This window comes from Burkholderia sp. THE68 (genome assembly GCF_009938265.1).
Classification (GTDB): Bacteria; Pseudomonadota; Gammaproteobacteria; order Burkholderiales; family Burkholderiaceae; genus Caballeronia.
Map to the genome: position 1 here is coordinate 1,155,288 of NZ_AP022315.1, position 21,591 is coordinate 1,176,878.

Below are 21,591 nucleotides of genomic sequence, written 5' to 3' on the forward strand. Positions count from 1 at the left end.
CGCGAATCAATAGTAGGAAGGCCGTTCCGGCTTGATTTCCTGCAGGATCGTCGTGGCGATTTCCTCGATCGACTTGTGCGTCGACGAGAGCCACTTGACGCCCTCGCGCTTCATCATCATTTCCGCTTCGTTGATCTCGTAGCGGCAATTCTCCAGCGCCGCATACTTGCTGCCCGGGCGGCGCTCGTTGCGGATCTCGGCAAGCCGCTGCGGATCGATCGACAGACCGAACATCTTCGCGCGGTGCTCGAGCAGCGGCGTGGGCAGCTTGCCGCGTTCGAAATCCTCGGGAATCAACGGATAGTTCGCGGCCTTCACGCCGTATTGCATTGCGAGGTAAAGGCTCGTCGGCGTCTTGCCGCTGCGCGACACGCCGACCAGAATGACGTCGGCATCGGCGAGATTGCGGTTGGACTGGCCGTCGTCGTGGGCGAGCGAAAAGTTGATCGCCTCGATGCGATTCTTGTATTCCTCGGTGTCCGCGTTCTGGTGGACGCGGCCCATCGCGTGCGTCGACTTCATCTCGAATTCGTGTTCGAGCGGCTCGATGAAGGTCTGGAACATGTCGAGCACGAGCGCATTGCAGCCCTTGACGACTTCGTTCGACGCGCTGTCGACGAGCGTCGTGAACACGATGGGGCGCCGCCCGTCGAGCGTGACGACCTCGTTGATCTTCTCGACGGTCGCGAGCGCCTTGTCGATCGAATCGACGAACGGCACGCGCACGAGCCGGAATTTTTGATCGAACTGGGCGAGGATCGAATGCGCGAAGGTTTCGGCAGTGATCCCGGTCCCGTCGGAAACGATGAATACGGAAGGCGGCATTGGCGAAAAGACCAAATGGGGAACGAGTTGGGGCGGGTACGCTCAAACGGTATCACGCGCGGACAGCGCCATGGAAAAGCGAGGCACGGCGGACCCGAGCGCCTGTGTTACATTGGTTGCCCTGCGGTGTGCGCCGGCGAACCGGGCGGCGCGAAAGACCTCGATTTTGCCGTGGAATTACTGTCTCTGCCGAACCAAAATTGAGAATCGGCACGGTAGAATAGCGGCAACCTGTTCGATAAGCAATTGCGGACAAATTGATTCGGATTTTCGTCAAATCGCGGTCGGTTCGTCGGTTTTGGCAGCAAAAACCCACGGTTTCGAGCAGATTTCAGACGTCCCGCCTCTTTTTGCAACGCGCGCCGGCTCCGGCGATGCACCCCCCGATGGTTTATCAAACAGGTTGTACGAGATGCGCCGGCGCTTCCAATGAGCGCCGCCGCATATGAGCCCACTCGTGCGATCGTGAATTCCATCCACCTTAGGGGCTTGTATGACTAACGCAGTCAATGTTGCGAAAGACGTCGCAAAGGATCAGGCGTATGTAGTTCCATTCGAGCAGTTGCGAATGACCGACGTGGAAATCGTCGGTGGCAAGAATGCGTCGCTCGGCGAGATGATCAGCCAGCTTTCCGAAGCCGGCGTTCGCGTGCCGACGGGCTTCGCCACGACCGCGCTCGCCTTTCGCGACTTCCTCCAGCACAACGAACTGACCGAGCGCATCGCCAAGCGTCTCGAAACGCTCGACGTCGACGACGTCAAGTCGCTCGCCGAAGCCGGCAAGGAAATCCGTCAGTGGATCATCGACGCGCCGATGCAGCCGCGCCTCGAAGACGAAATCCGCCGCGGCTTCGAAGTGCTCCAGAACAGCTCGCCCGAAGAGCTATCGTTCGCCGTGCGTTCGTCCGCGACCGCAGAGGACTTGCCGGACGCGTCGTTCGCGGGTCAGCAGGAAAGCTATCTGAACGTGGTCGGCATCGAGGACGTCCTCGATCGCATGAAGCACGTGTTCGCGTCGCTCTACAACGATCGCGCCATCTCGTATCGTGTCCACAAGGGCTTCACGCATGCCGAAGTCGCGTTGTCGGCGGGCGTGCAGCGCATGGTGCGCTCGGACGTGGGCGCGGCGGGCGTGATGTTCACCATCGACACGGAATCGGGCTTCAAGGAAACCGTGTTCATCACGTCGAGCTACGGTCTCGGCGAAACCGTCGTGCAGGGCGCGGTGAATCCGGACGAGTTCCACGTCTTCAAGACCACGCTCGAACAGGGCAAGTACCCGATCATCCGCCGCTCGATCGGCTCGAAGCTCGTCAAGATGGAGTTCACGAAGCCGGGCGAGCCGGGCCGCGTGAAGACCGTCGACGTGCCGCACGAGCAGCGCAACCGCTTCTCGATCACCGACGACGACGTGATCGAGCTGGCGAAATACGCGGTGATCATCGAGAAACACTACGAGCGTCCGATGGACATCGAGTGGGGCAAGGACGGCCGCGACGGCAAGATCTTCATTCTTCAGGCGCGTCCCGAAACGGTGAAGAGCCAGGCGGCCGGCAAGGCCGAGATGCGCTTCAAGCTCAAGGGTCAGTCGAACGTGCTGGCGACCGGCCGCGCGATCGGCCAGAAGATCGGCGCGGGTCCCGTGCGCGTGATTCACGATCCGTCGGAAATGGAGCGCGTGCAGCCGGGCGACGTGCTCGTCGCCGACATGACCGACCCGAACTGGGAACCGGTGATGAAGCGCGCATCGGCCATCGTGACGAATCGCGGCGGGCGCACCTGCCACGCGGCGATCATCGCGCGTGAGCTGGGCGTGCCAGCGGTGGTCGGCTGCGGCGACGCCACCGACATCCTGAAGGAAGGCGCGCTCGTCACGGTGTCGTGCGCGGAAGGCGACGAAGGCAAGATCTACGACGGCCTGCTCGAAACCGAAGTGACCGAAGTGCAGCGCGGCGAGCTGCCTAAGATTCCGGTCAAGATCATGATGAACGTCGGCAATCCGCAACTCGCGTTCGACTTCGCGCAGTTGCCGAACGAGGGCGTGGGTCTGGCGCGGCTGGAATTCATCATCAACAACAACATCGGCGTGCATCCGAAGGCGATTCTGGAGTACCCGAACATCGACGCCGATCTGAAGAAGGCGGTCGAGAGCGTCGCGCGCGGTCATGCGTCGCCGCGTGCCTTCTATGTCGACAAGCTGACCGAAGGCATCGCCACGATCGCGGCGGCGTTTTATCCGAAGCCCGTGATCGTGCGTCTGTCGGACTTCAAGTCGAACGAGTACAAGAAGCTGATCGGCGGTTCGCGTTACGAGCCGGACGAAGAGAATCCGATGCTCGGTTTCCGCGGCGCGTCGCGCTATATCGCGGAAGACTTCGCCGAGGCGTTCCACATGGAATGCATCGCGCTGAAGAAGGTGCGCGAGGAAATGGGTCTGGACAACGTGCAGATCATGGTGCCGTTCGTGCGTACGCTGAAGCAGGCGGATCGCGTCGTCGAGCTGCTGAAGAAGTTCGGCCTCGAGCGCGGCAAGAACGATCTCAAGCTCGTGATGATGTGCGAGGTGCCGTCCAACGCGATTCTCGCCGAGCAGTTCCTGGAGCGCTTCGACGGCTTCTCGATCGGCTCGAACGATCTGACGCAATTGACGCTCGGCCTCGACCGCGACTCGGGCATGGAACTGCTCGCGGCGGACTTCGACGAGCGCGACGAAGCGGTGAAGTTCATGCTGGAGCGCGCGATCGAAGCGTGTCTCAGGTTGAACAAGTACGTTGGTATTTGCGGTCAAGGGCCGTCGGATCATCCGGATCTGGCCGAGTGGCTCGCGAAGAAGGGCATCGAATCGATGTCGCTGAATCCGGACACGATCATCGACACTTGGCAGCAACTGGCGAAGACGTTGTCAAAATAAGTCGACAGAGCCTTTCCGGATGCTTTCGGAAAGGCGCGAGCGTGCTATAAAAACACCCCGGACTTCTCCGGGGTGTTTTCGTTTGGAGACCGGCGATGTTGACGAGTGGATTGATTTGGTGGGTCGCGGCGGGCGCGCTGATCGTCGCGGAGCTGTTCACCGGCACGTTCTATCTGCTCATGATCGCGCTGGGCATGATCGCGGGCGGCATCGCTAATGTGTTCGGCGCGTTGCCGCATGTGCAGATGGGCGCGGCGGCGGTCTTCGCGCTGATCGCCGTGGCCGCGCTGCGCCGCTCGCGCTTCGGCAGCTGGAAGCGGCGCGACGCCTCGCGCGATGCAGCCGTGAATCTCGATATCGGCGCTACGCTGGAAGTGGATCAATGGCGCGATGGCCACGCGCGCGCAATGTATCGCGGCGCGCAGTGGGACGTCGAGCTCGCGCCGGGCGAAACCGAAGGCGCGCGGTTTTACCGCATCACTGCGCTTGACGGCAACCGGCTGATCGTCGCGGCCAAGCGCTAGCAAGCTCGCCCAATAAAAAGGAGTTACACAATGTATTTCGCGCTCATCGTGCTCATCATCGCCATCGTGATCGTGGTGAACACGGTCAAGATCGTTCCTCAGCAGCATGCCTGGGTGCTGGAACGCTTCGGCCGCTATCACGCGACGCTCACGCCGGGCCTCAACATCGTGCTGCCGTTCATCGATCGCATCGCGTACAAGCACATGCTGAAGGAAATTCCGCTCGAAGTGCCGAGCCAGGTCTGCATCACGCGTGACAACACGCAGTTGCAGGTCGATGGCGTGCTGTACTTCCAGGTCACCGACGCGATGAAGGCGTCATACGGTTCGAGCAACTTCGTGTTCGCGATCACCCAGTTGTCGCAGACCACGCTGCGTTCGGTCATCGGCAAGCTGGAGCTCGACAAGACTTTCGAGGAGCGCGACTACATCAACCAGAGCATCGTCAATGCGCTCGACGAAGCCGCGTCGAACTGGGGCGTGAAGGTGTTGCGCTACGAGATCAAGGACCTGACGCCGCCGAAGGAAATCCTGCACGCGATGCAGGCGCAGATCACCGCCGAGCGCGAAAAGCGCGCGCTGATCGCCGCGTCGGAAGGGCGCAAGCAGGAGCAGATCAATCTCGCCGTCGGCGCGCGCGAGGCCGCGATCCAGAAGTCCGAAGGCGAACGGCAGGCGGCCATCAATCAGGCGCAGGGCGAGGCGTCGGCGATTCTCGCGGTGGCCGAGGCGAATGCGCAGGCGATCCAGAAAATCGGCACGGCGATCCAGACCGCGGGTGGCATGGAAGCGGTGAACCTGAAGATCGCGGAGCAGTATGTCGGCGCATTCGGCAACATCGCGAAGACGGGCAACACGCTGATCGTACCGGGCAACCTGTCGGATATGAGTTCGATGATCGCGTCGGCGTTGACCATCGTGAGAGGCGAGGGCGGCGGCGTCATCAAGAAGGGCTGACGCAAGCAAGAAAGAAAGCAATCGGGGCGCTCAATGGCGCCCCGTTTCATTTAACGCGTGCTCGTTCGCATCAGGCGAGCGCGTTCACGTTCCCAGTCGCGTTGCTTCTCGGTCTCGCGCTTGTCGTGCAGCTTCTTGCCCTTCGCCAGGCCGATCTCGCACTTCACGCGGCCTTCCTTGTAGTGGAAGTTGAGCGGCACGAGCGTATGCCCGCGCTGCTCGACCTTGCCGATGAGCTTGTCGATCTGCTCGCGATGCAGCAGCAGCTTGCGCGTTCGCACCGGATCGAGATTGGCGAATTTCGACGCTTCGGGCAGCGGGCTGATATGCGTGCCGATCAGAAACAGTTCGCCTTGCTTGATGACGACGTAACCTTCCTTGATCTGTCCACGGCCCGCGCGCAGCGCCTTGACTTCCCAGCCCTCGAGCACGAGACCCGCTTCGTAGCGTTCTTCGATGAAGTAATCGAAGAAGGCTTTTCTGTTGTCGATGATGCTCATGAATGGAAAGTGCCCAACTCGTTTAAAATCACGATTTTAGCAGCGCGCCGCGCGGCAAACGAACTCCTGCCGCGTTCTCTTGCGCATTGCCGCCCAATCCAGCCACCGCTGCGCCCTATATGGCAGACGTCCAGAAAACCGTGTTGATCCGCCATTCAGCGGAAGAAATGTTCGACCTCGTCACCGATGTCGCCGACTACCCCAATTTTTTGCCCTGGTGTGGCGGCGTCGAAATCGGCCGCCAGGACGAAAACGGCATGGAAGCGAAGATCGACATCAGCTTCAAGGGCATCAAGCAGCACTTCGCGACGCGCAACACGCAGAAGCGTCCGACCAACATCGATATGGAGTTCCTGAGCGGTCCGTTCAAGAAGTTCACCGGCTACTGGCGCTTCACGCCGCTGCGCGCGGACGCGTGCAAGATCGAGTTCGCGCTGCACTACGAGTTCTCCAACGTGATTCTGGAAAAGCTCATCGGGCCGGTGTTCAGCCATATCGCCAACACGTTCGTCGATTCCTTCGTGAAGCGCGCGGACCAGCGCTACGGGAAGCCATGATGCATATCGATGTCTGCTACGGCCTGCCCGATGGCGCGTTTCTGAAGCGTGTCGAATTGCGCGACGGCGCGACGGTGCTCGATGCGATCGAGGCGAGCGGCGTTTTACGCGCGCATCGGGACATCGATCTGACGACGCAGAAGGTCGGCGTGTTCGGCAAGGTCAAGCCGCTCGACGCGGCGCTCGCGGAGTTCGATCGCGTGGAGATCTATCGTCCGCTGAAAGTGGACCCGAAGGCCGCGCGCCAGCGCCGCGTCGACAAGGCGCGCAAGGCCGGTTCGATCGAAGGGCGCAAGTGGCAGTCGAAGGATTCGCGCTGAACTGAATCAGTGCGCGGGCGCTTCCTTCGCGGCGGCGGGTGCGGCTTCGAGCGAATGTTGCCGGACCGACCACATCACGCCGACCAGCAACAGCACGATTGCGAGTACTTCGGGCGTGCGCGGCCAGCGGCCGTCGTAGACGAACGCGTAGAGCAGCGCGAACAGCGTTTCGAATACGATCATCTGCCCTGAGAGCGTGAGCGGCAGGCGCTTCGACGCCGCGTTCCACAGCATGTTGCCGAGCCACGAACCGCCGGTCGCCAGGGCGAACGACACGATCCAGAAGAGTTGCCAGCGCGCGGCCGGCACGCTCGCCTGCACGGTTCCAGCGGGCAGCATCCACACGATCGCGCCGAGCAGGACGCCGAGCAGACCGGTCACGATGCCCCACAGCACCGACCACTCGTTGCCGTCGAAATGGCGGTTCGCCTGCAGATAACGCGCGTTGACGACCGCGTACCAGGTCCACGACGCGAGCGCGCCGAGCGCGCAGGCGAGGCCCGTCAGGCGCGTGAACACGCTCGTCGCATGTTCGCTGCCGCCCGTCGATGAAAATACGTCGCTGAACACATCGAGATTGATGCACGCGATGCCCGCCAGCACCAGCAGCAGAGGCCCGACGAGCCGCCTGAGGTCGACGGCGCCGTGATCGCGCCGTCCGGCGAGCGTCACGGTCACGGGCAGAATCCCGACGATCAGCGACGAAGGCGCGACGCCCACCAGCTGCACCGCGCTCGCGAGCAGCATGTAGTAGAGCAGGTTGCCGACGAGCGCGAGCTTCACCAGCGCGATGAAATCGGCACGCGTGAGCTTGGACAGGAGGCGCCGGGCGAATGGCAGCGCGACCGCGACCGACACCGCGCCGTACATCAGATAGCGGCCGATCGAGAGCGTCAGCGGCGAAAAATCCGGCAGGAGCCGGGGCGCGAGAAAGATGAAACCCCAGATCGCGCCCGCCGTCATTCCATACATCACACCGCGCTGCATTGCCCGACTCCCGCCGTTATTTCACTTGACGGCGCGAAGCGTAGCACGCGACCCCGGGAGGCCGTCTTGTCGAAAACTGCAACCGCCCCGGTGTGCCGCGCACGGCGCGGATTTTGCGGTCGAATGGCCTAAGCTGCTGTTCGGGCAGTGAAAATCCGGGGAACTATCGGTATAATCTGCTTTTGCGCCCATAGGATTTGCCATGCGTCTGATCCAGAAAGCACTCACGTTCGATGACGTGCTCCTCGTTCCCGCGTTCTCCAGCGTTCTTCCGCGCGACACCAGCCTGAAATCGCAGCTGACTCGCAACATTTCCCTGAACATGCCCCTCGTGTCCGCCGCCATGGACACGGTCACCGAAGGCCGGCTCGCCATCGCGATGGCGCAGATGGGCGGCATCGGCATCGTCCACAAGAATCTCACCGCCAAGGAACAGGCCCGCGAAGTCGCGAAAGTCAAGCGCTTCGAGTCGGGCGTCGTGCGCGATCCGATCACCGTGCCGCCGCAGATGCGCGTGCGCGACGTCATCGCGCTGACGCAACAGCACGGCATTTCGGGCTTTCCGGTGGTCGAGGGCGCGCAGCTGATCGGCATCGTCACCAACCGCGACCTGCGTTTCGAAGAACGTCTCGATGAGCCGGTGCGCAACATCATGACGCCGCGCGAGCGTCTCGTGACGGTCAAGGAAGGCACGTCGCTGGCCGAGGCGAAGGCGCTGATGCACGGCCATCGCCTGGAGCGCGTGCTGGTGGTGAACGACGCGTTCGAACTGCGCGGCCTGATGACGGTGAAGGACATCACCAAGCAGACCGAGAACCCGGACGCCTGCAAGGACCAGGACGGCAAGCTGCGCGTGGGCGCGGCGGTGGGCGTCGGCGCGGACAATGAAGAGCGCGTCGATCTGCTCGCGCAGGCGGGCGTCGACGTGATCGTCGTCGATACCGCGCACGGACACAGCCAGGGCGTGCTCGAGCGCGTGCGCTGGGTCAAACAGAACTATCCGCACGTGCAGGTCATCGGCGGCAATATCGCGACGGCGGCGGCGGCGAAGTCGCTCGTCGAGTACGGCGCGGACGCGGTGAAGGTCGGCATCGGCCCGGGCTCGATCTGCACAACGCGTATCGTCGCGGGCGTCGGCGTGCCGCAGATCACGGCGATCGCCAACGTCTCGGAAGCGCTGCGCGGCACCGGCGTGCCGGTCGTCGCGGACGGCGGCGTGCGTTTCTCGGGCGACGTCTCCAAGGCGCTCGCGGCGGGCGCGAACGTGGTCATGATGGGCAGCATGCTCGCGGGCACGGAGGAGTCGCCGGGCGACGTGTTCCTGTATCAGGGCCGCCAGTACAAGTCGTACCGTGGCATGGGCTCGGTCGGCGCGATGAAGGACGGCGCGGCGGACCGCTACTTCCAGGACAACTCGGCGAACATCGACAAGCTCGTGCCGGAAGGCATCGAAGGCCGTGTGGCCTACAAGGGCTCGGTCAACGCCATCCTGTTCCAGATCGTCGGCGGCGTACGCGCGAGCATGGGCTATTGCGGCTGCCGCACCATCGCTGAAATGCACGAGAAGGCGGAGTTCGTGCAGATCACGGCGGCGGGCATGCGAGAGTCGCATGTGCATGACGTGCAGATCACGAAGGAAGCGCCCAACTATCACGTCGACTGATCAAGCGGAGCGATCATGAAACCGTTGCTGCGGGTCGTGCTCGTCATCAATGCCCTGATTTTTCTGGCGTTTGGTTTGCTGTTTCTGCTGACGCCGTGGGCAGGCCTGTACGGCGCGCTGCAACTGGATGCGATCCGCGTGCAACCGGCGCTCGCCGGACAATTGCTCGGCATCGCGCTCATGGGCCTTTCGTGGCTCGCGTTTCATGCGGCGGTCGATGGCGCGTTGACCGCGCGCGCCGCCCGGGTATCGGGCCACGTGCAGTGGCTTTCGGGCGTCGTGGTACTGGTCTGGCTGCTCGGATTGCACACGCCGCAGGTCGATGGCTTCGGGCAGATCAGCGCGGCGGTGGTCGGCGCCGTGCTGCTGGTGCTCGGTCTGGGCAGCGTGAGGCTGTCGTCGGCGGTGCGTCGGCGCGAGCGCGCGGCGCTGGCCGGCGCGGCATCGGCGCAGCGCGCGGAAAAGAAGGCGGCGCAAAAGCGCGACGACATTCGCGCGACCACGGCGACATCTGTGGATACCGCCGTGCGACCCGCAGCCCGCGCGCCCGAAGCGACGGCCATCGATCCGGTTTCGGGGCGCGTAATCGATGCGTCGGGACGTCCGCTCGATCCCGCTTCGCCGATCGCACCGGCTGCCATCCGCGCGCATCCGGACGGCGCGGTCGATCCCGTCACGGGCGGTACGCTCGACCCGGTCACGGGCCGCGCGATCGATCCGGTCACCGGGAAGCGCATCGAGCCCGTGATCAGCGGCGAGATCGATCCGGCGACGGGTCGAAGAGTCGATCCGCTCGCGCCCGACGCGGGCCGCGTACCACGTTGAGGACGCGAAGCGCATGCCGCACGCCACGCGAGCGCAGCAGCGGAAGCACGCAAGACACGTACGGTCGGCCTTTGTGCCGGCCGTCGATTTATTGGCCGGCGGGCCGCGCAAGATCGCGCCCCGGCCGTACCGACATCATTCGTTCACTTAGCCTTTGGCCGCAGCCATGCACGACAAAATTCTGATTCTCGATTTCGGCTCCCAAGTCACTCAACTGATCGCCCGCCGCATCCGCGAGTCGCACGTCTACTCGGAAATCCATCCGTACGATGTCGACGAAAGCTTCATCCGCGAATTCGCGCCGAAGGGCATCATCCTGTCGGGCGGTCCGAACTCGGTCACCGAGGCGAAGTCGCCGCGCGCTCCGCAGATCGTCTTCGATCTCGGCGTGCCGGTGCTCGGCATCTGTTACGGCATGCAGACGATGGCCGACCAGCTCGGCGGCAAGGTCGAACTGGGCAACGTGCGCGAATTCGGCTATGCGGAAGTGCAGGCGCTGAATCACACGGGCTTTCTGGAAGGCATCGAGGACTTCACGAACGAGAAGTCGGAATCGATGCTCAAGGTGTGGATGAGCCACGGCGACAAGGTCGTCGATCTGCCCACGGGTTTCAAGCTGATGGCTTCGACGCCCTCGTGCCCGATCGCCGCGATGGCCGACGACGACCGCCGTTTCTACGGCCTGCAATGGCATCCGGAAGTCACGCACACCGTGCAGGGCCGCGCGATGCTCGATCGTTTCGTGCTGGAACTGTGCGGCGCGCGGGCGGATTGGGAGATGGGCCATTACATCGACGAGGCCGTGGAGAAGATCCGCGCGCAGGTCGGCAGCGAGCACGTGATTCTCGGTCTCTCGGGCGGCGTGGATTCGTCGGTGGCGGCGGCGCTGTTGCATCGCGCGATCGGCGATCAATTGACGTGCGTGTTCGTCGATCATGGTCTGCTGCGTCAGAACGAGGCGGAACAGGTGATGTCGACCTTCGCGGATCACCTGGGCGTGAAGGTGATTCACGTCGATGCGAGCGAGGAGTTTCTTCAGAAGCTCGCGGGCGTGACCGATCCGGAAGCGAAGCGCAAGATCATCGGCGCGGAGTTCGTCGAGGTATTCCACAAGGAATCGGACAAGCTCACCGATGCCAAATGGCTGGCGCAAGGCACGATCTATCCGGACGTGATCGAATCGGCGGGCAAGGGCAAGAAGGGCGCGCATACGATCAAGAGCCACCATAACGTCGGCGGCTTGCCGGAAACGCTCAATCTCAAGCTGCTCGAACCGCTGCGCGAACTGTTCAAGGACGAAGTGCGCGAACTCGGCGTGAAGCTCGGTTTGCCGCCTGGAATGGTGTATCGCCATCCGTTCCCGGGGCCGGGACTGGGCGTGCGGATTCTCGGTGAGGTGAAGCGCGAGTTCGCGGATCTGCTGCGCCGCGCGGATGCGATTTTCATCGAGACGCTGCGCAATACCATCGACAAGGAGACGGGCAAGTCGTGGTACGACCTGACGAGTCAGGCGTTCGCGGTGTTCTTGCCGGTGAAGAGCGTCGGCGTGATGGGGGATGGGCGCACGTATGAATACGTCGTCGCGCTGCGCGCCGTGCAGACGCTCGACTTCATGACGGCACATTGGGCGCATCTGCCGCATGAGTTGCTTGGACATGTTTCCAATCGCATCATCAATGAGGTGCGCGGGATCAATCGGGTGGTGTATGACATCTCGGGCAAGCCGCCTGCGACGATCGAGTGGGAGTGATGGCCGTCGCTTCACATTGAGCGCGAGCCGGGCGCATGGCTGACGTTGCGTCCGGACGCGAGCCGAGCGGGCGCATCACCGACTCGCTCTTCTTCGCGCTGTACCCCGACGATCCCGCCGCCACGCGCATCGCCGAACTGGCCGCGCGGCTACGCATCGAGCATAAGCTGAAGGCGAAGCCGATTCCCATCGACCGCCTTCACGTCACCCTCCATTACCTCGGCGCCTTCGCGGGCCTCCCCGCCGACGTGCTCACGCAAGCGCGTGCCGCCGCCTCCCGAATCGCGCTGTCACCCGTCGAAGTGACGCTCGACCGGATCGAAACCTTCTCCGGCCGTCGCTCAAAGCGTCCGCTGGTTCTCTCGGGCGATGTCACCGGGCCACTCGCCGCACTCCAGCAAGCGCTCGACGCCGCACAACGCCATCCGCGCTTCACGCCCCACGTGACCTTGCTCTACGACGAGCAGCGCATCGCGCGCGAACCCGTCGCGCCCGTCACATGGACCGCGCGCGAGTTTGCGCTCGTGCGCAGCGTGCTAGGCAAATCGCATTACGACGTCCTCGCGCGCTGGCCGCTCGGGCTTTGATTGCCGAAACGATCCGACAAAGGGTTTCGCGAAATTTTCTAACGCGTTAAGGTTCGTCTATCGAAATCGAAGCCGCATGCAACCCATGACGCGATCCCGCCTGCTGCACATCACGCCCGAAACCCACGATGTCCAGATCGACCTCGTCTACGCGACCGATCGCAACTTCACCGGCAAACCGATCTACAAGGCCCAGCACTGTCTCTTGCTGGAACCCGCCGAAGCGGCATTACGAAAAGCCGTCGATATCGCGCGCAGCATCGGCACGACGCTGAGGATCTTCGACGCCTATCGCCCGCCGCAAGCGCAAAAGGTGCTATGGGACTTCCTGCCTGACCCGACCTTCATCGCCGAACTCGGCCGCGGTTCGAACCATAGCCGCGGCACGGCAGTCGATCTCACGCTGGTCGATCGCGACGGCAACGAACTCGACATGGGCACCGGATTCGACGCGATGGTCGTCGAATCCGAGCATTTCCACTTCGGCCTGCCGGAGCATGTGCAGCGCAACCGCACGCTGTTGCTCGGCGTGATGCACGGCGCCGGCTTCACGCACATCAAGAGCGAGTGGTGGCATTACGAATTGCCAGGCTCGCGCGAACTTGCTCTGATCGACAACGAAGAAAGCGGCCCGTTGCGGCTGCTGTGAACCCGACGACAACAGGACGACCACCCATGAAAAAGGCATTGGCAGCGGTCATGCTCGCATCGGCGCTGACGGCATTCACGGGCTTGCACAGCGCGCAGGCCGCCACGCCGAAGGACATGTTCGTCATGGCGACGCTGCTCGACGAGTTCACCTCGCTCGACCCCGGCGAAATCTACGAGCTCGTGCCGGAAGAATATGTCGCGAACACGTACGACCGGCTGGTGCGCGTCGATCTGAAAGACCCGTCGAAATTCAATGGCGATGTCGCCGAATCCTGGAGCGTCAGTCAGGACGGTCTCACGTTCACGTTCAAGATCCGCCCGGGCCTCAAGTTCCACTCGGGCAATCCGCTCACGGCCGACGACGTCGCGTGGTCGATCCAGCGTACCGCATTGCTCGACAAGGGCGCGGCGGCGGTGCTCGCGGGCATCGGTCTCACCAAGGCGAACGCGTTGCAGAACGTGAAGAAGATCGACGACACGACCGTCGCGATCACCACCGATCGGCGTTACGCGCCGACCTTCGTGCTGAATGTGCTCGGTTCGTGGCCGGCGTCGGTGGTGGATCGCAAGCTCGCCGAATCGCACGCGAAGGGCAACGACTATGGCAACGAGTGGCTCAAGACCAACGAGGCCGGTTCGGGCGCGTACAAGCTCGTGAAGTGGACCGCCAACGACAGCATCGTGCTGCAGCGCTTCGAGGGCTACCGCATCCCGCTCGCGATGAAGCGCATCGTGCTGCGTCACGTGACCGAGGCGGCGAGCCAGCGCCTGATGATCCAGAACGGCGATATCGACGTCGCGCGCGATCTGAGCCCGGACGATCTCGACACGCTTTCGAAGAACGGCGTCATCAAGGCGAGCGCCGTCCCGCAAGCCACGTTGATGTATCTCGGCCTCAACAACAAGAACCCGAATCTCGCGAAGCCGGAAGTCTGGGAAGCGATGAAGTGGCTGATCGACTATCAGGGCATCCAGAAGAACGTGATCCGCACGACCTACAAGGTCCACGAAACGTTTCTGCCCGAAGGCTTTCTCGGCGCGCTGAACGAAAACCCGTATCACCAGGATGTCGCGAAGGCGAAGGCGCTGCTTGCGAAGGCCGGGCTCGCCAACGGATTCACGGTGAAGATGGACGTGCGCAACGACTATCCGTACAGCGAGATCGCGCAGGCGGTGCAGGCGAATCTCGCGCTCGCGAACATCAAGGTGCAGCTCATGCCGAGCGACAACAAGCAGACGCTCGGACGCTATCGCGCGCGGGCGCATGACATCTATATCGGCGAATGGTCGGCGGATTACATCGATCCGCACAGCAACGCGCAGGGCTTCGTATGGAACCCGGACAACTCGGATGCGTCGAGCTACAAGATGCTCGCGTGGCGCAACGACTGGGACATTCCGCAACTGACCAGGGAAACCGATGCCGCGCTTGCCGAAAGCGACACGAAGAAGCGCGCGCAGCTCTACGAGAAGATGCAGCGCGAAGTGCTCGCGAAGTCGCCATTCGTGATCATGTTCCAGAAGGTGTCGCAGGTGGCGGCGCGTCCCGGCGTGACCGGTCTGGAAGTCGGGCCGATCAACGATCTCGTGTCGTACCGCAATATCAGGAAGCAGTGAGCACGGTCACGCTGATCGAGCGCATGCGCGCCGCGAGTTCGCGGCGCGGCGGCGTACGCATCGCGCTTGCGCTCGCGCGCTGGATCGCGATGCTCGCCATCACGTTCACGGGCCTGCTCGCGATCACGTTCTTCATCGGCCGCAAGATACCGATCGATCCCGTGCTCGCGATTCTCGGCGACCGCGCATCCGCGAGCGCGTATGCGGCCGCGCGCCTGCGGCTCGGGCTCGACAAGCCACTCATCGATCAATTCCTGATCTACGCGCGCGACGTGTTGCACGGCAACCTCGGCATCTCGCTGCTGACGGCCAACCCGGTCATCGACGATATCAAACGCGTCTTTCCCGCGACGCTCGAACTCGCGACGCTGTCGACCTTCATCGGCGTCGCGATCGGCGTGCCGCTTGGCGTGGCGGCGGCGGTGAAGCACAACCGCATCGTCGATCACGTGGCGCGCGTGATCGGGCTCGCGGGCAGTTCGGTGCCGGTGTTCTGGCTCGCGCTGATGGGCCTCTTGCTCTTCTATGCGCGGCTGCACTGGGTGTCGGGACCGGGACGCATCGATCCGGTCTACGACGGCATGGTCGATACACGCACGGGCAGCCTGCTCATCGATTCGATCATGGCCGGCGAATGGGATGTGTTCAAAAACGCGTTCTCGCATATCGCGCTGCCGGCGGGCGTGCTCGCGTTCTATTCGATCGCGTATCTGTCGCGCATGACGCGCTCGTTCATGCTCGAACAACTGAGCCAGGAATACGTGACGACCGCGCGCGCGAAAGGCCTGCCCGAGCGGCGCGTGATCTGGCGGCACGCGTTCGGCAACATCGCGGTGCCGCTCCTGACGGTGATCGCGCTCGCCTACAGCTATCTGCTCGAAGGCTCGGTGCTCACCGAGATCGTGTTCGCGTGGCCGGGCATCGGCTCGTATCTGACGGGCGCGCTGCTCAACGCCGACATGAACGCCGTGCTCGGCAGCACACTCGTGATCGGCGCGACGTTCATCGCGCTCAATCTGCTGACCGATGCGCTTTATCGCGTGTTCGATCCACGCTCGCGCTGACATGGAGGACTTTGCGCAGATGAAACCGGCGCGAACGGGCTTGCGCACGTGGCTTCTCACCGAGACGCCCGCGTCGCCGCGTCAGGCCGCGCTCGGCCGCGCGTATCGGCGCTGGCGGCGGTTCTCGTCGAATCCGCTGAGCATGGTCGGGCTCGCGATCCTGCTGCTGCTCATCGTGGTCGCGGCCGTCGGGCCGCTGCTCGTCACGCAGGATCCATTGCAGCAAGTGCTCGCCGAACGTCTCACGCCGCCCGGCGCGGCGCACTGGTTCGGCACCGATCAACTCGGCCGCGACATCCTCTCGCGGCTCGTGCACGGCTCGCGCCTCACACTGGCGATCGCGATGCTCGTCGTCGTGCTCGTCGTGCCGGTCGGGCTTCTGATCGGCACGGTGGCGGGCTATTGCGGCGGCATCGTCGATACGGTGCTGATGCGGCTCACCGATGTCGCGCTGGCGTTCCCGAAGATCGTGCTCGCGCTCGCGTTCGCGGCGGCGCTCGGGCCGGGCGTGCTCAATGCGGTGATCGCGCTGTCGATCACCGCGTGGCCGCCGTATGCCCGGCTTGCGCGCGCGGAATCGCTGCGGCTCGCGCAGTCGGACTACATTCACGCGGCGCGTCTGCAAGGCGCGTCGCATCCACGCATCCTGCTGCGCTATATCGTGCCGCTGTGCTCGTCGTCGGTGATCGTGCGCGCGACGCTCGACATGGCGGGCATCATTCTCGCCGTCGCCGGCCTCGGTTTTCTCGGGCTGGGCGCGCAGCCGCCGAGCCCGGAATGGGGCTACATGGTCGCGGCGGGCCGCAACGTGCTGCTCGATGCCTGGTGGGTCGCGACAATCCCCGGCCTCGCGATCCTCGCGGTGAGCCTCGCGTTCAACCTGCTCGGCGACGGTCTGCGCGACGTCTTCGATCCGCGTCACGGAGGCTGACATGTCGACGCCGCTCGCGCAGATCGAAGGTCTGGAAGTATCGTTCGCCGGCCACGACGGCACGCTCATGCCCGCCGTGCGCGGCGTGTCGCTGACGGTGCGGCGCGGCGAACGGCTCGGCATCGTCGGCGAATCGGGATCGGGCAAATCGCTCACGGGGCGCGCGCTGCTCGGACTGCTGCCGCCCGAGGCGAACTGGTCGGCGCAGGCGTTGCGCTTCGAAGGACAGGACCTGCTCGCGATGCGCCCGAAGGAGCGCCGGCGCCTGTGCGGCACGCGCATGAGCATGATCCTGCAGGACCCGAAATTCTCTCTCAACCCGGTGATGACGGTCGCGCAGCAGATGCGCGAAACCTTCGTGCGGCAGGGCGTGAAAGAGAGCAGGCGGGCGCTGCGCGAGCGCATCGTCGCGGCGCTGGAAGCGGTGCATATCCGCGATCCGCAGCGCGTCGCGGATGCGTATCCGCATGAACTGTCGGGCGGCATGGGCCAGCGCGTGATGATCGCGATGATGGTCTCCGCTGGTCCGCGCCTCCTGATCGCCGACGAACCCACGAGCGCGCTCGACGTCCTCGTGTCGATGCAGGTGCTTGCCGTGCTCGACGAGATGATCGAGCGCCACGACACCGGGCTCGTCTTCATCAGCCACGATCTGCCGCTCGTGATGTCGTTCTGCGACCGCGTCGCGGTGATGTACGGCGGGCGCGTCGTGGAGACGTGCGCCGCGCGCGATCTCGTTCACGCGACGCATCCCTACACGCGCGGCCTGCTCGAAGCGAATCCGCCGCTCGACAATCCGCCCGACGAATTGCCGACGCTGCGCCGCGATCCGGCATGGCTCGATGAAAGGACCGCGCGATGATCGACATCGAGCGCGCGCTGATTCGCTTCAAGACGAAGACCGGCCACGTCGACGCCGTGCGCGACGTTTCCCTGCGCGTGGAGGAGGGCGAGGTGTTCGGGCTCGTCGGCGAATCGGGCAGCGGCAAGTCGACGCTTCTGCGCGCGCTCGCCGGGCTGACGCCGCTTGCGGGCGGCAGCATACGCATCGGTTCTCAACCTGCGAGGCGCGATGTGCAGATGGTGTTTCAGGACCCGTATGGCGCGCTGCATCCGCGCTTCACCGTCGACAAGACCTTGCGCGAACCGCTTGCGATCAACGGCATCGGCGACGAAGACGCGCGTATCCTCGATGCGCTCGCCGAAGTCGGGCTCGGGCCGGCGTTCCGCTTTCGCTATCCGCATCAGTTGTCGGGCGGGCAGCGGCAGCGCGTGTCGATCGCGCGGGCGCTGATCGTCGGGCCGCGCGTGCTGCTGCTCGATGAACCGACTTCCGCGCTCGATGTCTCGGTGCAGGCCGAGATTCTGAATCTGCTGCGCCGTTTGCATCGCGAGCGCAAGCTGACGATGATCCTCGTGAGTCATAACCTCGCGGTGATCGGCTTTTTGTGTCAGCGCGTCGCGGTGATGCGCAATGGCGAGATCGTCGAGGAACTGGGTGTGGACGCGGTGCGCTCGCGCGACGTTTCCCATGAGTACACGCGGCGGCTTTTGCTTGCGACCGAAGGCTATACGCGCGGCGGCGGGGCGTTGGAGCGCATGCCGGGCGGTTAGACATCGTACAAGCACAGTTGCTGCGACGCCGTCAACGAATGTTGCGCAAACGACGCATAAGAACAGCAATAAGCCCGGTATACGGCCTCACGCCGTGAACACGCGCGCCCCCGACGAAAACCTCTAGGCAGCCGCTGATAGAATAGACACTGGATTGTCGAGACGTGCCGAACAACGCGCAAGCGTGGTCTTCCGGTTGCCTTCCGACTTCGAGCTAACCAACGGAAATCGTGACAGACCGTGCCCGTTCGCGGGTGAAAGCCGGTCGTAATCCCCGATGAAATTGCTAGATGCTTTGGTCGAACAGCGGATCAACGAAGCCGCTACGCGTGGCGAGTTCAACAACCTGCCGGGCGCGGGCGCACCGCTCAACTTCGACGACGACGTCCTCGTGCCCGAGGAAGTGCGTGTCGCCAATCGAATCCTCAAGAACGCGGGCTTCGTCCCGCCTGCCGTCGAACAGCTTCGCGCGCTGCGCGGGCTTCAGGAAGAGTTCGACAAGGTGACGGACCCCGCCGCCCGTTGCCAGTTGCAAGCGCGGATGCTCGCGCTCGACATGGCGCTCGAATCGCTGCGTGGCGGCGGCTGCGTGCCGCATGAGTATCGCCGGCGCATCGCCGAACGGCTCTCCGAACGCGCGCAGTCGCGCGTGGCGCTGGAAGCCGAAGCCAAGTGACCGGGATGCCGGACGCGCCCGATCCCGCGCCCATCGCCTCCATCGACGATCATTCGAACGAACGCGATCGCCGCTTCATGGCGCTCGCGCAACGCGCCGCCGACGAAGCTCGTCGCGCGGGCGAAGTGCCCGTGGGCGCGGTGATCGTGCTCGGCGATGATGTCATCGCCACCGGTTTCAATCATCCGATTCGCGGACACGATCCGTCCGCGCATGCCGAAATGGCCGCGCTGCGCGCCGCCGCCCAGAAGCTGGAAAACTATCGACTGCCGGGCTGCGAACTCTATGTCACGCTGGAGCCGTGCCTGATGTGCGCGGGCGCGATCATGCACGCGCGCATCTCGCGCGTCGTCTACGGCGCGACGGACCCGAAGACGGGCGCGTGCGGCAGTGTCGTCGACATGTTCGCGAATACGCAGCTCAATCATCACACCACTGTGACAGGCGGCGTGCTCGCGGACGAATGCGGGCACGCGCTCAAGAATTTCTTCGCGGAACGCCGCCGCCTGGCGCGCGAAGAGCGCGATGCGCGCCGCGCGCGAGAAGCCCGATAACGAATCCAACGACAACAACATCGTGAAATCACGCACCATCGATCTCGTCGCGCCTTCGGGCTATCCGCACGATCCGGCGGCAGTGGAACGCGGCATCGGGCGATTGCGCAGGGAAGGGCATCGGCTCGAAAACGTCGAAGCGACGCGCCGGCGCTTTCAGCGCTTCGGCGGCACCGATGCCGAGCGCGCAGCCGATCTCAATCGCCTCGCCGATCCGTTGCGCCGGTTGCCTGACATCGTACTGGCGGTGCGCGGCGGTTACGGCGCGTCGCGCATTCTGCACGGGCTCGATTATGTCGGTTTGCGCAGGCTTTCCGATCAGCCGGTGGCGATCGTCGGGCACAGCGATTTCACGGCGATCCAGTGCGCGCTGTTCGCGCATGCCGGCGTGAAAAGCTTCGGCGGACCGATGTTCGCGGGTGATTTCGGCGCTGAACAGGTGAGCGCGTTCACGATGCAGCATTTCTGGAACGCGATCTCCCATTCGAGCTTCACGGTGACGAGCAACACGCCGCAGCGCCAGACCGTGAACGCGACCGGCATGCTGTGGGGCGGCAACCTCGCGATCCTGGCGTCGCTCGTCGGCACGCCGTATCTGCCCCCGGTCGAAGGCGGAATTCTTTACCTCGAAGATGTGAACGAGCATCCGTTTCGCATCGAGCGAATGATCTATCAGTTGCATCAGTCCGGCGTGCTCGGCCGTCAGCAGGCGATCGTGATGGGCGAGTTTTCCGGCGGCAGGCTCTCTGAGTACGACAACGGCTACTCGCTCGACGCGATGATCGAGCAGGTCAGAGCCGTGACCGGCATTCCGGTGGTGACCGGGTTGCAGTTCGGGCACATCGAAAATCTTCTTACGTTGCCTTTCGGTGCAACGGCGCATCTGGTCGCGACGGAGCGGGGTTTTACGCTGAAACTCTCCGACTACCCGCATCTGGCTTGATTCGACGATCAGGAGGCGCTTATTGAGCGCCTCGTTTTTTGACTTAACTCGCAACTAACGGTCTTAATTTGCACCATCCGGACTTCAACCGCGCACCAACCTCACCCTTTAGATTGTCGACAAAAAAGTGGCGGCAATGCTGACAAAAACTTGATAAATTGGCTGAGAGGACCGTCCGTATTGAGATGAAGGCTAGCCGAGCCAACGAAACACGGCCGAAAGTCAACGATTTCTCAAATGAATTGTTGACAATCTTTATGTCGATTCTAAGATGCTTAACATGCAAGCGAGCACATCATGTCCGACACCACGCGTAGTGCTGCCCCGAATGCCGCAGTTGCCGCTTCGAACGGAGCAAATGCCGAGTCGATCGCCGAGAACATCCGCGCCGCGATCCTCGAGCATCGGCTCGCACCGGGCGCGAAGCTGACCGAAGCGCAGTTATGCGAGGTGTTCGCCGTCAAGCGCGGCACCGTCCGTCAGGCGCTCGCGCAACTGTCGAACGAACGGCTCGTCGATCTGGAGCCGAATCGCGGCGCGTTTGTCGCGAGTCCGTCGCTGCAGGAAGTGCACGAGGTGTTCGAGATGCGCCGCATCATCGAACTGGCGGTGGTGGAGCGGATCGCGCAGGGACACGGCACGCGCCGGCTGAAGTCGATTAGCGCGACCATCGGCAAGGAGCGCCGCGCGTTCGAAAGCCACGATTTTTCTTCGTGGATCCGGCTTTCCGGCGAGTTTCACACCGAGCTCGCGGCGCTCACCGGCAACACGGTGCTGTGCGAATGCCTGTCGGGACTCGTCGCGCGTTCGACGCTGATTTCGGCGCTATATGAATCGCTCGGCAAGAGCTCATGCTCGTTCGAGGATCACGAAGAGATACTCGCCGCGCTCGATACCGGCGATGCAACGAAAGCCGCCGGTCTGATGGCGCAGCATCTGCGCGATGTCGAACTGAAGATGCTGGAGCGGCCCGCGCGCGGTGCGGTCGATCTGAAGGAAGTATTCGCAAGACCCTCCGAGCGCGAACAGACGCTCGACACGTAGCAGCGGAACACGGCAGGTCGGAGTATCTGCCATCGGCTGAATGAAGCAGGACTAACTAATTGGAGACCGTGCCCCGCGCATCCGCACCGGG

At 63.6% G+C, this 21,591-nt stretch carries 23 protein-coding genes; 20 read left to right on the plus strand and 3 right to left on the minus strand.

The genetic code is table 11. From position 1 onward, the window contains the following. Positions 1-6 precede the first annotated feature (6 nt). Positions 7-825: a posphoenolpyruvate synthetase regulatory kinase/phosphorylase PpsR gene (ppsR, locus tag BTHE68_RS05465; RefSeq protein ID WP_162065472.1), complete on the minus strand. Its 819-nt coding sequence runs from the start codon at positions 823-825 to the stop codon at positions 7-9. Here ppsR and BTHE68_RS05470 point away from each other — a divergent pair. The 4 genes from BTHE68_RS05470 to BTHE68_RS05485 all read left to right on the plus strand — a co-directional run bounded on the left by BTHE68_RS05470 (position 806) and on the right by BTHE68_RS05485 (position 5,217). Continuing rightward, on the plus strand, positions 806-1,258 hold the full coding sequence (locus tag BTHE68_RS05470; protein ID WP_162065473.1) for a hypothetical protein: 453 nt from the start codon (positions 806-808) through the stop codon (positions 1,256-1,258). The two genes, ppsR and BTHE68_RS05470, sit on opposite strands and share 20 nt — an antisense overlap. A 60-nt stretch (positions 1,259-1,318) precedes the next feature. Beyond that, entirely contained in the window at positions 1,319-3,736 is a 2,418-nt protein-coding gene (ppsA, locus tag BTHE68_RS05475) for a phosphoenolpyruvate synthase (RefSeq protein WP_162065474.1), read from the plus strand. A gap of 95 nt (positions 3,737-3,831) precedes the next feature. Next, positions 3,832-4,260, plus strand: coding sequence for an NfeD family protein (locus tag BTHE68_RS05480; RefSeq protein WP_162065475.1), 429 nt, complete (start codon positions 3,832-3,834; stop codon positions 4,258-4,260). Between the two features lie 30 nt (positions 4,261-4,290). Next, a complete protein-coding gene (locus BTHE68_RS05485) occupies positions 4,291-5,217 on the plus strand; it encodes an SPFH domain-containing protein (RefSeq protein ID WP_162065476.1) in 927 nt (308 codons plus the stop codon). 50 nt (positions 5,218-5,267) lie between these two features. Here BTHE68_RS05485 and smpB read toward each other — a convergent pair whose 3' ends face one another. Next, on the minus strand, positions 5,268-5,717 hold the full coding sequence (gene smpB, locus BTHE68_RS05490) for an SsrA-binding protein SmpB (RefSeq protein WP_061175638.1): 450 nt from the start codon (positions 5,715-5,717) through the stop codon (positions 5,268-5,270). A gap of 119 nt (positions 5,718-5,836) precedes the next feature. On the opposite strand from smpB, the gene BTHE68_RS05495 reads away from it, so the two are divergent. Together BTHE68_RS05495 and BTHE68_RS05500 are read left to right on the plus strand one after the other, a co-directional pair. After that, on the plus strand, positions 5,837-6,274 hold the full coding sequence (locus tag BTHE68_RS05495) for a type II toxin-antitoxin system RatA family toxin (protein WP_061168572.1): 438 nt from the start codon (positions 5,837-5,839) through the stop codon (positions 6,272-6,274). Further along, complete coding sequence (locus tag BTHE68_RS05500) at positions 6,271-6,594, plus strand: RnfH family protein (protein WP_162065477.1); 324 nt, start codon at positions 6,271-6,273, stop codon at positions 6,592-6,594. Before BTHE68_RS05495 ends, BTHE68_RS05500 begins: the two co-directional genes overlap by 4 nt. A gap of 6 nt (positions 6,595-6,600) precedes the next feature. Here the strand turns inward: BTHE68_RS05500 and BTHE68_RS05505 are convergent, their stop codons facing one another. Then, entirely contained in the window at positions 6,601-7,581 is a 981-nt protein-coding gene (locus BTHE68_RS05505; RefSeq protein WP_162065478.1) for a DMT family transporter, read from the minus strand. A gap of 202 nt (positions 7,582-7,783) precedes the next feature. On the opposite strand from BTHE68_RS05505, the gene guaB reads away from it, so the two are divergent. The 14 genes from guaB to BTHE68_RS05575 all read left to right on the plus strand — a co-directional run bounded on the left by guaB (position 7,784) and on the right by BTHE68_RS05575 (position 21,500). Continuing rightward, on the plus strand, positions 7,784-9,244 hold the full coding sequence (gene guaB, locus BTHE68_RS05510) for an IMP dehydrogenase (protein WP_061175634.1): 1,461 nt from the start codon (positions 7,784-7,786) through the stop codon (positions 9,242-9,244). Between the two features lie 15 nt (positions 9,245-9,259). Next, positions 9,260-10,069: a hypothetical protein gene (locus BTHE68_RS05515; protein WP_162065479.1), complete on the plus strand. Its 810-nt coding sequence runs from the start codon at positions 9,260-9,262 to the stop codon at positions 10,067-10,069. A gap of 166 nt (positions 10,070-10,235) precedes the next feature. Beyond that, positions 10,236-11,819 (plus strand): glutamine-hydrolyzing GMP synthase, encoded by a 1,584-nt coding sequence (gene guaA, locus BTHE68_RS05520; RefSeq protein ID WP_162065480.1) that lies wholly within the window; start codon positions 10,236-10,238, stop codon positions 11,817-11,819. A 35-nt stretch (positions 11,820-11,854) separates the two neighbouring features. Continuing rightward, the gene (locus tag BTHE68_RS05525) at positions 11,855-12,406 is read left to right on the plus strand and encodes a 2'-5' RNA ligase family protein (RefSeq protein WP_162065481.1); all 552 of its coding nucleotides are present in this window, start codon (positions 11,855-11,857) and stop codon (positions 12,404-12,406) included. Between the two features lie 85 nt (positions 12,407-12,491). Then, complete coding sequence (gene ddpX / locus BTHE68_RS05530) at positions 12,492-13,055, plus strand: D-alanyl-D-alanine dipeptidase (RefSeq protein WP_162065482.1); 564 nt, start codon at positions 12,492-12,494, stop codon at positions 13,053-13,055. Positions 13,056-13,105: 50 nt separating this feature from the next. Next, a complete protein-coding gene (locus BTHE68_RS05535; RefSeq protein WP_232077927.1) occupies positions 13,106-14,674 on the plus strand; it encodes an ABC transporter substrate-binding protein in 1,569 nt (522 codons plus the stop codon). A gap of 23 nt (positions 14,675-14,697) precedes the next feature. Next, a complete protein-coding gene (locus BTHE68_RS05540; RefSeq protein ID WP_232077928.1) occupies positions 14,698-15,738 on the plus strand; it encodes an ABC transporter permease in 1,041 nt (346 codons plus the stop codon). A gap of 19 nt (positions 15,739-15,757) precedes the next feature. After that, positions 15,758-16,669 (plus strand): nickel transporter permease, encoded by a 912-nt coding sequence (gene nikC / locus BTHE68_RS05545; protein ID WP_162065485.1) that lies wholly within the window; start codon positions 15,758-15,760, stop codon positions 16,667-16,669. A gap of 1 nt (position 16,670) precedes the next feature. After that, a complete protein-coding gene (locus BTHE68_RS05550) occupies positions 16,671-17,531 on the plus strand; it encodes an ABC transporter ATP-binding protein (protein WP_162065486.1) in 861 nt (286 codons plus the stop codon). Beyond that, positions 17,528-18,283: an ABC transporter ATP-binding protein gene (locus BTHE68_RS05555; protein ID WP_162065487.1), complete on the plus strand. Its 756-nt coding sequence runs from the start codon at positions 17,528-17,530 to the stop codon at positions 18,281-18,283. The genes BTHE68_RS05550 and BTHE68_RS05555 overlap by 4 nt, the downstream gene beginning before the upstream one ends. 277 nt (positions 18,284-18,560) lie before the next feature. Next, the gene (locus tag BTHE68_RS05560; RefSeq protein WP_162065488.1) at positions 18,561-18,959 is read left to right on the plus strand and encodes a DnaJ family domain-containing protein; all 399 of its coding nucleotides are present in this window, start codon (positions 18,561-18,563) and stop codon (positions 18,957-18,959) included. A gap of 5 nt (positions 18,960-18,964) precedes the next feature. After that, positions 18,965-19,513 carry a tRNA adenosine(34) deaminase TadA gene (gene tadA / locus BTHE68_RS05565; RefSeq protein WP_162066796.1) on the plus strand — a complete coding sequence of 183 codons (549 nt, stop codon included), beginning with the start codon at positions 18,965-18,967 and terminating at the stop codon, positions 19,511-19,513. Continuing rightward, positions 19,485-20,456, plus strand: a complete 972-nt coding sequence (gene ldcA / locus BTHE68_RS05570) for a muramoyltetrapeptide carboxypeptidase (RefSeq protein ID WP_174257991.1) — start codon at positions 19,485-19,487, stop codon at positions 20,454-20,456. Before tadA ends, ldcA begins: the two co-directional genes overlap by 29 nt. Positions 20,457-20,753: 297 nt before the next feature. Beyond that, on the plus strand, positions 20,754-21,500 hold the full coding sequence (locus BTHE68_RS05575; protein ID WP_174257992.1) for a GntR family transcriptional regulator: 747 nt from the start codon (positions 20,754-20,756) through the stop codon (positions 21,498-21,500). Positions 21,501-21,591 lie beyond the last annotated feature (91 nt).

Bases quoted from the DNA above. Each gene is read 5' to 3' on its own strand.
- BTHE68_RS05480 (WP_162065475.1), top strand. From the start codon at position 3,832: ATGTTGACGAGTGGATTGATTTGGTGGGTCGCGGCGGGCGCGCTGATC.
- BTHE68_RS05540 (WP_232077928.1), top strand. From the start codon at position 14,698: ATGCGCGCCGCGAGTTCGCGGCGCGGCGGCGTACGCATCGCGCTTGCG.
- BTHE68_RS05495 (WP_061168572.1), top strand. From the start codon at position 5,837: ATGGCAGACGTCCAGAAAACCGTGTTGATCCGCCATTCAGCGGAAGAA.
- BTHE68_RS05515 (WP_162065479.1), top strand. From the start codon at position 9,260: ATGAAACCGTTGCTGCGGGTCGTGCTCGTCATCAATGCCCTGATTTTT.
- BTHE68_RS05555 (WP_162065487.1), top strand. From the start codon at position 17,528: ATGATCGACATCGAGCGCGCGCTGATTCGCTTCAAGACGAAGACCGGC.
- ppsR (WP_162065472.1), bottom strand. From the start codon at position 825: ATGCCGCCTTCCGTATTCATCGTTTCCGACGGGACCGGGATCACTGCC.
- BTHE68_RS05535 (WP_232077927.1), top strand. From the start codon at position 13,106: ATGCTCGCATCGGCGCTGACGGCATTCACGGGCTTGCACAGCGCGCAG.
- BTHE68_RS05485 (WP_162065476.1), top strand. From the start codon at position 4,291: ATGTATTTCGCGCTCATCGTGCTCATCATCGCCATCGTGATCGTGGTG.
- tadA (WP_162066796.1), top strand. From the start codon at position 18,965: ATGCCGGACGCGCCCGATCCCGCGCCCATCGCCTCCATCGACGATCAT.
- BTHE68_RS05500 (WP_162065477.1), top strand. From the start codon at position 6,271: ATGATGCATATCGATGTCTGCTACGGCCTGCCCGATGGCGCGTTTCTG.
- smpB (WP_061175638.1), bottom strand. From the start codon at position 5,717: ATGAGCATCATCGACAACAGAAAAGCCTTCTTCGATTACTTCATCGAA.
- BTHE68_RS05560 (WP_162065488.1), top strand. From the start codon at position 18,561: ATGAAATTGCTAGATGCTTTGGTCGAACAGCGGATCAACGAAGCCGCT.
- BTHE68_RS05550 (WP_162065486.1), top strand. From the start codon at position 16,671: ATGTCGACGCCGCTCGCGCAGATCGAAGGTCTGGAAGTATCGTTCGCC.
- BTHE68_RS05470 (WP_162065473.1), top strand. From the start codon at position 806: ATGAATACGGAAGGCGGCATTGGCGAAAAGACCAAATGGGGAACGAGT.
- guaB (WP_061175634.1), top strand. From the start codon at position 7,784: ATGCGTCTGATCCAGAAAGCACTCACGTTCGATGACGTGCTCCTCGTT.
- ppsA (WP_162065474.1), top strand. From the start codon at position 1,319: ATGACTAACGCAGTCAATGTTGCGAAAGACGTCGCAAAGGATCAGGCG.
- BTHE68_RS05575 (WP_174257992.1), top strand. From the start codon at position 20,754: ATGTCCGACACCACGCGTAGTGCTGCCCCGAATGCCGCAGTTGCCGCT.
- BTHE68_RS05505 (WP_162065478.1), bottom strand. From the start codon at position 7,581: ATGCAGCGCGGTGTGATGTATGGAATGACGGCGGGCGCGATCTGGGGT.
- ldcA (WP_174257991.1), top strand. From the start codon at position 19,485: ATGCGCGCCGCGCGCGAGAAGCCCGATAACGAATCCAACGACAACAAC.
- nikC (WP_162065485.1), top strand. From the start codon at position 15,758: ATGAAACCGGCGCGAACGGGCTTGCGCACGTGGCTTCTCACCGAGACG.
- guaA (WP_162065480.1), top strand. From the start codon at position 10,236: ATGCACGACAAAATTCTGATTCTCGATTTCGGCTCCCAAGTCACTCAA.
- BTHE68_RS05525 (WP_162065481.1), top strand. From the start codon at position 11,855: ATGGCTGACGTTGCGTCCGGACGCGAGCCGAGCGGGCGCATCACCGAC.
- ddpX (WP_162065482.1), top strand. From the start codon at position 12,492: ATGACGCGATCCCGCCTGCTGCACATCACGCCCGAAACCCACGATGTC.